At 64.4% G+C, this 11,117-nt stretch carries 7 protein-coding genes; 4 read left to right on the top strand and 3 right to left on the bottom strand.

Going from position 1 to position 11,117, the window contains the following annotated elements; all coding sequences use genetic code 11:
- Positions 1-22: 22 nt before the first annotated feature.
- Positions 23-814, bottom strand: a complete 792-nt coding sequence (locus H7A19_02310) for a TatD family hydrolase (GenBank protein ID MCP5473655.1) — start codon at positions 812-814, stop codon at positions 23-25.
- Between the two features lie 558 nt (positions 815-1,372).
- On the opposite strand from H7A19_02310, the gene H7A19_02305 reads away from it, so the two are divergent.
- A complete protein-coding gene (locus H7A19_02305; protein ID MCP5473654.1) occupies positions 1,373-3,310 on the top strand; it encodes a conditioned medium factor in 1,938 nt (645 codons plus the stop codon).
- A 399-nt stretch (positions 3,311-3,709) separates the two neighbouring features.
- Here the strand turns inward: H7A19_02305 and H7A19_02300 are convergent, their stop codons facing one another.
- On the bottom strand, positions 3,710-5,875 hold the full coding sequence (locus tag H7A19_02300) for an acetyl-CoA hydrolase (protein MCP5473653.1): 2,166 nt from the start codon (positions 5,873-5,875) through the stop codon (positions 3,710-3,712).
- Between the two features lie 445 nt (positions 5,876-6,320).
- Between H7A19_02300 and H7A19_02295 the strand changes: the two genes are divergently transcribed.
- Together H7A19_02295 and H7A19_02290 are read left to right on the top strand one after the other, a co-directional pair.
- A complete protein-coding gene (locus H7A19_02295; GenBank protein MCP5473652.1) occupies positions 6,321-7,199 on the top strand; it encodes a hypothetical protein in 879 nt (292 codons plus the stop codon).
- A gap of 76 nt (positions 7,200-7,275) precedes the next feature.
- On the top strand, positions 7,276-9,159 hold the full coding sequence (locus H7A19_02290) for an ATP-binding cassette domain-containing protein (GenBank protein ID MCP5473651.1): 1,884 nt from the start codon (positions 7,276-7,278) through the stop codon (positions 9,157-9,159).
- A gap of 397 nt (positions 9,160-9,556) precedes the next feature.
- Here H7A19_02290 and H7A19_02285 read toward each other — a convergent pair whose 3' ends face one another.
- On the bottom strand, positions 9,557-10,087 hold the full coding sequence (locus H7A19_02285; protein MCP5473650.1) for a DUF2799 domain-containing protein: 531 nt from the start codon (positions 10,085-10,087) through the stop codon (positions 9,557-9,559).
- Between the two features lie 117 nt (positions 10,088-10,204).
- Here H7A19_02285 and H7A19_02280 point away from each other — a divergent pair, with 117 nt between their 5' ends.
- Positions 10,205-10,981, top strand: a complete 777-nt coding sequence (locus tag H7A19_02280; GenBank protein ID MCP5473649.1) for an SDR family oxidoreductase — start codon at positions 10,205-10,207, stop codon at positions 10,979-10,981.
- Positions 10,982-11,117 lie beyond the last annotated feature (136 nt).

Raw genomic sequence — 11,117 nt, 5'->3', positions numbered from 1 at the left:
TACCGAAGCGGGCGCTGGCCGATCACCTTGGCAATCTGAAGAATTCCCGCGCCGTGGCGGTGGTACTGGCCGCCAGCTGCTCGATCGACTCCCCTCGGGCCTCGGCCACGGCCTGCAAGACCTGTGGCAGATAACGCGGCTCATTGCGATGGGTCTTGGGTTTGGGCCGGATCGTGCGCGGCAGCAGATAGGGCGCATCGGTCTCGATCATCAGTCGATTGCCCGGAATGTCCTTCATCAACGGAATCAGATGTGTGCCGCGGCGCTCGTCGCAGATCCAGCCGGTGATGCCGATATGGCAGTCCAGATCGAGGCACTCGTAGAGCTCGCGCTTGTCGGCGGTAAAGCAATGCACCACGCAGGCGCCCAGGCGATCACGCAGTTGGCGCAGGATGGCGATGAAATCGTCATGGGCATCGCGCTGGTGCAGGAACAGCGGTTTGCCGCATTCCAGCGCCAGTTCCAGTTGCTGTTCGAAGGCGAACTGCTGGGTGGCGCGCGGTGACAGATCGCGGAAATAGTCGAGGCCGGTCTCGCCAACCGCCACCACATCGGCGTGCCGATGCAGGCCGCGCAAGGTCTCGTGGGTGTCCGCGGTGTAGTCGCCGGCATGATGCGGGTGCACGCCGGCCGTGGCATAGAGGAAGCGCGGCCATTGCTGCGCCAGCGCATGGGCGTCGAGACTGGCCTGCTCACTGGCACCGGTCACGACGATCTGGGCAATGCCCACGGCGCGGGCGTGATCGAGCACGCTGGAGAGATCGTGCGCAAAGGACTCGTGACTCAGATTGGCACCAATATCAATCAGTTGCACCGCGCTGTCCTGCCGATGTGGGGGCGCCGAGTATAGGCTGCGCTGATGCCTGCTCGACTCGGGACGGCGTCATTGCGAGTCACCTGTGTCGGCCCGAAACTGCCCACGGGCCATGAACCCTGCCAGGTACGAAGCGGCTTCGAGGAGGGCCGCGCGCCTGCGCGGCCGCTCTTGCTCCACTGGCACACGCACGGCGGCGCCGCAGCGCAGCGCCCTCCACAGCCGCCGCCCGCATTTCCGGCTTCCCCTGAAAAATGGCTCACAAGCTTCTGAATTTCCTGCGCAATCTTCGCCAAGCCAATTGGACGATTGGCAAGATAGCGAGGCCGCGAGGGGGCGCTCGCGAACCCGAAGTCCTGACCTTCCCTGACTCTTCTTCGTCTCTTGTGACAATTTCCGTCAGTTTTTGCTTGCATTTATCCCCCATTCATTGGCACCATACTCACACGTATGGTGTTGGGGCGGACGCGCCAAGCGATCCGAAGGCACCAGACGCACACTTGAAGGTTCATCGCTGCGGCCGTCACCGCGACCGCAGCTCACGTATCTGGGAGGATAATCGTGAAGCTCAATCGTCTGTCTGTTGCATGCTGTCTCGTTCTGGTCGCGCCGCTGGCGCAGGCTGAAGGCATTGTCGCCAAGCAGCTGGCTGGTCCGCCATCCGAATTCGCTGCGATGCAGCCGGCCAATCCGGTCGATGCCGCCATTCATTCGAAGAGCGCGCTGCTGCCGATCGAAATGAGCTCCGACAAGTCCGGCGCCTACACTGCCAGCGTGTCCCTGCCGGTGGAGTCCGACAAGCTGCGTTTTCTGGTCTTCAGTGGCGACCAGCTGGGTTGGGACGTGGGCATGCGCTCACCCTCGGGACGCTCGGAAAAGGCTGCCCGCAGCCTGGCCACGGATCAGCGACTGGCCGAGTTCGGCATGGAAAACGCCGCCTACCCGGCTGATTACTATGCTTTTGACGGCATCGAGACCGGTGACTGGACGCTCAAGCTCAACGCCAGCAGCGGTGCTTCGCCGCGCGGCTTTGTACTGATCGAAGGTGGCTCGGACACGCAGCTGGTGTCCTACCAGACCCACACCAAGCAGATCGTTGGGGAACGCATCGGCTTTGTGGCCAGCCTGTACGGTCAGGACGACAGCGGCGAAGTGCTGTTCGCCAAGGCGGCAGGACGCGTCGGCTCGGCCACGCTGCGGGTGACCAGCCCCGATGGCGAGGTTCAGACCTATGCCATGCACGACGATGGCAAGCACAACGATGCCCAGGCCAACGACGGCATCTATGGCGGCGACTTCCTGGCCGACAAGGCCGGTCAGTATCAGGCCCAGGTGGTGGTTCGCGGATTCAATCGTGCCGGTCGTCCGGTGGTGCGTACCGCCGAGCATCCGCTGCCGATCATCGCCCCGACTTTGCAATTGGCCGGCACCAAGGCCGCTGCCAGCAACGCCGATGGCGCGCGCCTGAGTCTGAACGTGCCGGTGGCAGGCGAGAAGCTTGATCGCCACTATCGCGGCTACGCCGAAGTCTGGGGTACCGATGAAGCCGGCACTGCCACGCCGGTGGCCTGGGTCAGCGGCATGGTCACGCCCAGGGATGGCGCGGTCAGCTTCGGCCTGGATACGCGCTGGATCGCACTCGCCGGTGCTCGCGCACCCTTCGAGTTGCGTAATCTGCGTCTGGAAGATCCGGACTACTACATCACGGTGGCCTCGGCCGAGCGCCTGCCGATGAGTACGCCGGCGCTGAGCATCAAGGCCAAGCCCGACAGCATCGTGATTGATGAAGCCATGACCCAGGGTCCGCGTCCGGCCAACCTCAAGGCCGACAAGGGCACCGGTTCGCGCCTGCTGCTGGTCCATGGTTACTGCTCGGGTGGCGTCTGGCCGGCCTCGCAGTTCAGCAATGACTCGACCTTCCTCGATGCCAACCAGAACCGCACGCATGACCAGTTTGCGCGCCTGATCCAAAGCTTTGGTTCGACCTGGAATTCCTTCGGCGTGGTCGCTCACAGCCAGGGCGGTCCGGCTTCGCTGCACCTGTACACGTATTACTGGAGTGGTCTGGACAATGCCACCGGCAGCCGCCTGATCCAGTCGGTGGGCTCGCCGTATCAGGGCACCAATCTGGCCGGCATCCTGGCCACGCTGGGTAACTGGTTTGGGGTGGGCTGTGGCTACAACAACGATCTGACCTACAGCGGCGCCAGCAATTGGCTGGCCGGGATCCCGTCCTGGGCCCGCGCCAAGGTCAACTACTACACCACCTCCTTCCGCTACACCAACTGGTGGAGCAACGACTACTGCCAGTTCGCCACCGATCTGGTCCTGAGCGATCCGGAAGACGGCACCACCGAGCAGGCCAAGGGTCAGCTGCCAGGTGCGATCAACCGCGGTCACACCACCGGCCAGTGCCATACCGCCAACATGCGTGATCCGGCGCAGTACCTGGATTCATCACGCAATGCGACGATGAACGCCAACGCCGCACGCTGAAATCATCGCAGCACTTTCCGAGGGGCGCCCTGACCGGGCGCCCCTTTTTTTGTCTATCGCAAGGCAGCACAGCCTGCCGAGCAAGCTCGGCACTACCACAGCCTCGTACACCGATGCTCTGGTAGAGCGGAGCTTGCTCCGCTGCTTTGGCCGGGCTTTGGCGCTTCACCAGGAGCCAAGCGCCGCAGATCCTGCCGAGCAAGCTCGGCACTACCACAGCCTCGTACACCGATGCTCTGGTAGAGCGGAGCTTGCTCCGCTGCTTTGGCCGGGCTTTGGCGCTTCACCAGGAGCCAACCGCCGCAGATCCTGCCGAGCAAGCTCGGCACTACAACAGCCTCGTACGCCGTGCTCTGGTAGAGCGGAGCTCGCTCCGCCGCTTCTGCCGGGCCCTGTGCCTTATTCCGCGCTGCGGCGCAGCGCCAGGGTGATCAGCCGGGCATACAGGCGCTCGTGCAGATTGCGTGGCTGATCGAAGCCCATCCGTGCCAGGCAAGTCTGTTCGGCGCTGGATGGCGAGGCACCCAGGGCCGACAGAATCGTGCCCAGCCGGCTCAGGGTTTGCTGGGTATTGCTCTTGAGCCATCGTAGCGCCTTGACCAGCTTCTCCTCGGTGGCATCGAAGTCGGCGCCGAAGGGGAATAGCGGAAACAGCCCCTTGGCCTTGGCCGCCGAGAGCGCCTGAACGATGTGTTCCGGAGTGTTGCGCCGGTAACGTTCGGGAATGCTCCAGGCGGTATCGAGCTTGCCGGCACTGCGCGCACGGGCCGCGAGTTCGTCCTGGAAACGGGCGTCGGCAATGCCGATCATGCGTTTGATGCACTCCTCGTCACTCTGTCCACGCAGGTCGGCGACGCCGTATTCGGTGACCACCAGATCACGCAAATGCCTGGGAATGGTGGTGTAGCCATAGTTCCAGAGGATGTTCGACTGGACCTCGCCGCCACTCTCGCGGGTGGCGCGCAGCATCAGCACCGAGCGCCCGGTGGGTACGGCATGGGCCATGGCCACGAAGTTGTACTGCCCACCGACACCACTGACCACCTGACCGTTTTCCAACGCATCGGAGACCGCCGCGCCCAGCACCGTGTGCATCATGCAGGTGTTGAAGAATCGGGCCTCGTGGCGCTGCGCCAGCTGCAGCGCCTCCTGACCGCCGTAGAGCTCGTTGATATGCGAGACCCGGGTCATGCAGAAGCCCTCGAAGTCTTCGCCCTTGAGGCCGCGGATCCAGTCGTACAAGGCGTGCGAGCCGAGGAAGAAGGCGCCATGCAGATAGCGTCCGTTGGCCAGGCGCACGCCGTCAATGGCCGCTGCCACCGCATCGCGGGCAGCGCCCTCGGGCAGCAGCGCGTCGACCAGCGTGCCATCCGGCAGGCGCAGGTGATCGCGATCGGCCATGACGCTGCCGGCCGGCAGCAGCCCGAAGCCGATCAGGGTCTGCACGGCATCCTCCGTCAATGGCCGCGGATAGACGCCCGATTCAACCAGCATGTCGATATCGTCGGCACGCAACACATTGCCGATCTGGCGCCGATTGTGCAGATTCTGCAGCGGCAGATAGTCGTAGACGCGGCGCTTGAGAATGCCGGCCTGATGCAGCTCCATGAAGCCGTCCATGACCATTTCGCTGGCGCCGTAGAGCCCTGCCTGCAGCGGCTCCAGACCGCCGACCGACTGCACCAGCAGGCGAGTACCGGCATCCAGCATGGGTTCCAGCGTGTTGCGGTAGCTGGCGTTGTCACTGCAGCGCAGCTTCAGGCCGTAGACGATGGCGTCGGAGAGCGCACCAATTCCGATCTGCAGGGTGCCACCATCCTTGACCAGGGCGCTGGCGTGCAGACCGAGCATGTATTCGGCCGGCTCCACCGGCTGCCGCGGCAGCCCAAACAAGCGATGCGCCTCGTCCGGTGATTCGAGAATGGCATCGAAAAAGTCCTCGCCCACCTCGGCATCGTTGCCCACAAATGGCAGCTCACAATGGACCACGCCGATGATGGTGATATTCCGCCCCTGCGCCCGCAGGCGGTCGCGCAGATCCATGGTGGTATCGGTGTTGCAGGACAGACTGTAGCGGGGCCCCTGCGGGGTATCGCGGCGGGCCACCAGTTGCAGCGCCAGATTGACGCCGGTGGCGGCGACATCGCGCGCCACATGGGTGTAGTTGACGCTGACATAGTTGCGCTGCGCGGCGGGCCGACCCAGCATCGAGCCCGATTGCAGATAGAACTCGCGAATCTCGATATTGGCCGGCACACGGTTGGCGCGCACGTCTTTCAGATATTCCAGATCCGGATAGTCATCGCCCCACCAGCGCCGGGCGAACGGCCCGAGAAAGCGCTTCTCCAGATCGCCGGCGGGATTGGGGCGGGCCAGGGACAGGGCGGTCATCAGCGTCATTTGCACCGAGGAATCGGCCTTGGCCGCCAGATACAAGGCATTGATCAATCGATTGGGCTTGCCCAGACCCAGCGGCGCCGCGGCATTCCAGTGCTTGCCCAATCTTTCGCGGACGAATGCGACCGCATCTTCAACCCGGGTAAAGCGCTTCGGTGCCGTCATCATTCACTCCTGATCCATGGCGTCGATCATAAAGGCCGCCGTCGGACCTCGCTTGAGGCAGCTCAATGGATGGCAAGCACCCGCCGAGTTCAATGCAGTAAAGGCGGGCCGCGAAGGCGTCATTACGAGCCACCTGTGTCGGCCCGACACTGCCTACGGGCCATGAACCCCAAGCGTCATTGCGACCCCGGACTTGATCCGGGGGAGGCAATCCAGGGGCGTGCGGCGATACCATGGATTGCTTCGTCGCTGCGCTCCTCGCAATGACACATCGATAAGTTGCGATATGGGTTCATGGAGAGGCCCGTTTGACGTGGTGCTTTCTCCGCGATCTCCGCGCCTCCGCGTGAGTCCATTGCGGTGAGCATCTGGCCTTCGCCCGCGATGATCGGCAATGCGCGAGCCGGACCCCGTGCATGATCCGGTCACTTCCCCGCATACTTGGGGCATGCGACCGCAACCCCCTGCCCCACCCTCCAGCCGGGCTCCTGGCCTTGGCGATTACCTGAAAGCGGCCTTCACCTGGCGCTGGAACGTGCTCGCGCTGCTTGCCGGCACCGCTTTTGCGGTGCTCAGCCCGGTACCGGGCGCGATACTGCCGCTGCTGGCGGCGGGCGAGTTGCTGTATCTCACCGGTCTGGTGTCCATGCCCAAGTTCCGGCGCGCCATCGATGCCCGCATGCTCGGCCGTGATCCACAGTGGGAGCAGCGCGATGAAGACCCGCAATCACTGCTGACACGCATGCTCAGCGAACTGGCACCGGGGCCCGCGGCGCGCTTCCGCGATCTGCGCGACCGTTGCCTGCGCCTGCGTCGCATCGCTCGCGGCGTGGCCGCCGGCGCCCCGGAAGCGCCCGAGGCCGATGAACTTCGCGGCGGCGGTCTGGACAAGCTGCTGTGGGTATTTCTGCGCCTGCTGTATGCCCAGCAAGGATTGTGGCGATTCCTGGATCAAACTGATCGCAGCGCCCTGGAAGCGCAGCTCAAGGATCTAGAACAGCGTCGCGCGGCCTTGTCGGACAGCGCCGACGAACGCCTGGCGCGCTCGCTGACCGATGCCATCGCCACGACCACCATGCGCCTGGACAATCTGAAGTCGGCCGAGGCCAACAATCAGTTCGTCGATCTCGAACTCGAACGCATCGAAGCCAAGATCCTGGCCCTGAGCGAAATGACGGTCAACAATCAGAACCCCGATTTCATCAGCACCCAGGTCGATGTGGTCGCCGACACCATGACCCACGCCGAACACGCCATCCGCGATCTCAACGCATTGACCGGCTTGTCCAGCAATATCGAGCAGGCGCCGAAGATGCTGTTGGAGTAGTAAAACGTCAAACGTAAAACGTCAATCAGAGCGGCCCTGATTGACGTTTTACGTTTTACGTTTGACCCATAGAGCCATGCCCCTCCTCACCCTGAACAACATCGACTATTCGGTCGGTGGTCCGCTGCTGATCAAGGACGCCACGCTGGCCATCGACCCGGGCGAGCGGGTCTGCGTGGTCGGGCGCAATGGCGAGGGCAAGTCCACGCTGCTGAAGCTGATTGCCGGCGAGATCGCCCCCGACGACGGTCGCATTGCCCGCAGCGAGGGCTTGCGTATCGCCCGTATGCCGCAGGAGGTGCCGCGGGATCTGGCCGGCACCGTGTTCGACGTGATTGCGCTCGGCGGCGGCGACACCGGGCGGCTGCTGGCCGAATACCATCACGTCAGCCATGCGCCCGAGGTCGATACCGAACGGCTGTCGGAACTGCACGAGGCCATCGACGCCGCCCAGGGCTGGACCCTGGAAGCGCGGGCCACGCAGGCGGTGGAGCGTCTGGGCCTGCCGGAGGACACCGATTTCGCGGCGCTGTCGGGCGGCATGAAGCGCCGCGTACTGCTGGCGCAGGCACTGCTGCTGAGCCCGGACGTGCTGCTGCTGGATGAGCCCACCAACCATCTGGATATCGAAGCCATCGCCTGGCTGGAGAATTTCCTGCGCGAGTTTTCCGGGGCCATCATCTTCGTCACCCATGACCGCGCCTTTCTGCAGGCGCTGGCCACACGCATCGTCGAGATCGACCGCGGCCGCATCAGCAGCTGGCCCGGCGACTATCAGAACTATCTGCGTCGCAAGGAAGAGCGCGCCCATGCCGAGGCGATGGAGAACGCGTTGTTTGACAAGAAGCTGGCCCAGGAAGAAGTCTGGATCCGCCAGGGCATCAAGGCCCGCCGCACGCGCAATGAAGGCCGAGTCACGGCGCTGAAAGCCATGCGCCGCGAGCGCGCGGCACGGCGCGAGCAGCAGGGCCTGGCCAAGCTCGAAGTGGCCGAAGCCAGCTCCTCGGGCAAACGCGTGCTGCGCGCCGTGGATGTCAGCTATGCGATCGGCGGTCGCACGCTGGTGCGCGATTTCTCGACCACCATCCTGCGCGGCGACCGCGTCGGCATCGTCGGCCCCAACGGCATCGGCAAGACCACGCTGATCCGGCTGTTGCTGGGTGAACTGACGCCGGACCAGGGCGAGATCATCGTCGGCACCCAATTGCAGGTGGCGTATTTCGACCAGTACCGAGCCACGCTGCGGGAAGACTGGAACGCGCTCGACAATGTCGCCGAAGGCCAGGAATTCATCGACATCGGTGGCCGTCGCACCCATGTGCTGGGCTATCTGCAGGACTTCCTGTTCAGCCCCGAGCGCGCCCGGGCACCGATCACGCGATTGTCCGGTGGCGAGCGCAATCGATTGCTGCTGGCGCGGCTGTTCGCCCGGCCATCCAACCTGATGATCCTGGATGAACCCACCAACGATCTCGACATCGAAACCCTGGAACTGCTGGAAGAACAGCTGGCGGCCTACACCGGCACCGTGCTGCTGGTCAGTCATGACCGTGCCTTCCTCGATGCGGTGGTCACCAGCACTCTGGTGCTGGAGGGCGATGGCCGCATCGGCGACTTCGTCGGCGGCTACAGCGACTGGGAACAGCAGCGCAGCCAGGCCGTCGAGCGCGCCCGCGTGGCTGCCGTGGAAAAGGCCGCCGCGCCGGTGGTCACGACCGCACCGACGACACCGGCCAGCCCCCGACGCAAGCTCAGCTACAAGGAACAGCGTGAGCTGGAACAGCTGCCGGCACGGATCGAGGCGCTGGAAACCGAGATTGCCCAACGCACCGCAGCCATGACCGAACCCGGCTTCTTCCAACGTGACGGCGCGGTCATCGTTGCCGACCAGCAGGCCTTGGCCGAGCGCCAGCGCGAACTCGAAGTGGCCTATGGCCGCTGGCAGGAACTGGAGGCGTAGCTCCGTCGACCCTGGACCTGGCGGCTATCCACGATAAGAGCGATGGACGCGAAGGAAAAGCAGAAAGGACGCCAAGAAGAGCATGAGTAGCAAGGGCTCGCCTGGGCATGGTGTCTGAGACCTGTCCGAATGCGCCTCGCAGCCCCGCCGCGGCCGCCGACGCGATGCGCTCTTTCGCATGACCAGAGATGGCGCGCGTCGGAGCCGCGCCACCTCGGCACATGACCCGTCCTGATCGACCTGCTTTTCCTTCGCGACCTTTGCGGCCTGCTTCTGGAAGCAGCAGGCCAGAGGTGTAGGTTGGGCAAAGGCGGAGCCGTGCCCAACAGCGGCTTGCCTTATCGTTGGGCACGGCCTGCGGCCTTTGCCCAACCTACTCCAAGCAACGCATTTTCAGCTAGCGCCACTTCTCCACCGCCACGACACCGCGCAGGGCCTCGACTTCGTTGTCGTGCTGGCGGGCCTGGAAGCGGGCATCGGCGGCCTGTTGCAGCAGCGTCTGGCGCTGCGGTGAGTCTTCGGCCTGGCCGGCGGCGATGCGTTCGATGTCCTGGGCCTGCGACAGCAGCTGATCGCGTTGGCTCAAGTGCTGGCGCAGGCTGTCGCCGACGGCGTGGCCACGGGCCAGTTCCTTGACGAAGTCACCACTGCAGACCTCGGTGTTGATCGCCTTGCCTTCCAGCCCCAGCTGATATCCCCGTTGGGCCGTGCAATAGCGTCGCAGGCCCTCGTTGCGACCATCTTCGTAGCGATGCAGGTCAGAGATGTCGAGCATGCAATCCGGACGCGGCAGCGTGGCCGCGCGGCCGGCCAGACCGTCTTCCTGGCCGACCAGGCCCGGGTCCTTCTCGGGACATCCGCTCAGATCGGCAACACTGCAGGCGGGAAGCAACAGGCTGAGCAGGACAACGAGCGTTAACGGGCGCATGAGCGGGGCCAGACAGCGATCAAACCCTGATTCTTCCACAGCGCAGCGCGCTTGGCCCCCGATTCCCGTCCGGATTGCTAATCTTCGACCTCGACCGTATCAAGGGACCCCGGATCGATGACTACACTGCGCTGGCGACTCCTCGGACAGACGGCACTGATCACCGGCGCCAGCCGCGGCATTGGCCTCGCCTGCGCCCGTGAACTGCTGGGCCTGGGTGCCGATGCACTGCTGGTGGCGCGCGATCCCGATCATCTGGAGGCCATCCGCGCCGAACTCGAGGACGAATACCCCGATCGCGAGGTACGCGCCTTTGCCGCCGATCTGTCCGACCATGAGCAGCGCCTCGAGGTCTACGACTGGATCGCCGACATCGGCGCCGATCTGCACCTGTTGATCAACAATGTCGGCGGCAACCAACCGCGGCCGACACTGGCCTACGGGGAAGACGAGGTCATGGCGTTGTTCGAAAACAATGTGCTCTCGGCCTTCGGCATGGCCCGCCTCGCGCATCCGCTGCTGGTGCGCCACGCCGCCACCGCGATCGTCAACATCGGCTCGGTGTCTGGCCTCACCCATGTGCGCACCGGCTCGCCCTACGGCATGACCAAGGCCGCGATTGCCCAGCTGACCCGGAATCTGGCCTGCGAGTGGGCCCAGGACGGAATCCGCGTCAATTCGGTGGCGCCCTGGTACATCCGCACCCAACGCTCGGAAGTCGCACTCGCCGACCCGGACTACGCCGAGGAAGTGCTGGAACGCACCCCCATGGGCCGCATCGGCGAACCCGAGGAAGTGGCCGCCGCCGTGGCCTTTCTATGCCTGCCCGCCGCCAGCTACATCACGGGCGAGTGCATCGCCGTGGATGGCGGGTTCTTGCGCTACGGGTTTTAGAAACGGGGCACGGGGCACGGGGCACGGCAGAATCGTACTTCATCCGCGTCATTGCGAGGAGCGCAGCGACGAAGCAATCCAGGGTAGCGCCGCACATCCCTGGATTGCTTCGCTACGCTCGCAATGACGCCATCTT

The sequence above is a fragment of the Rhodanobacteraceae bacterium genome (assembly GCA_024234055.1).
In the GTDB taxonomy this organism is placed as follows: Bacteria; Pseudomonadota; Gammaproteobacteria; order Xanthomonadales; family SZUA-5; genus JADKFD01.
The sequence above is the reverse complement of the archived record's forward strand: the minus strand, read 5'-3'. Positions and strand labels throughout refer to the sequence as shown.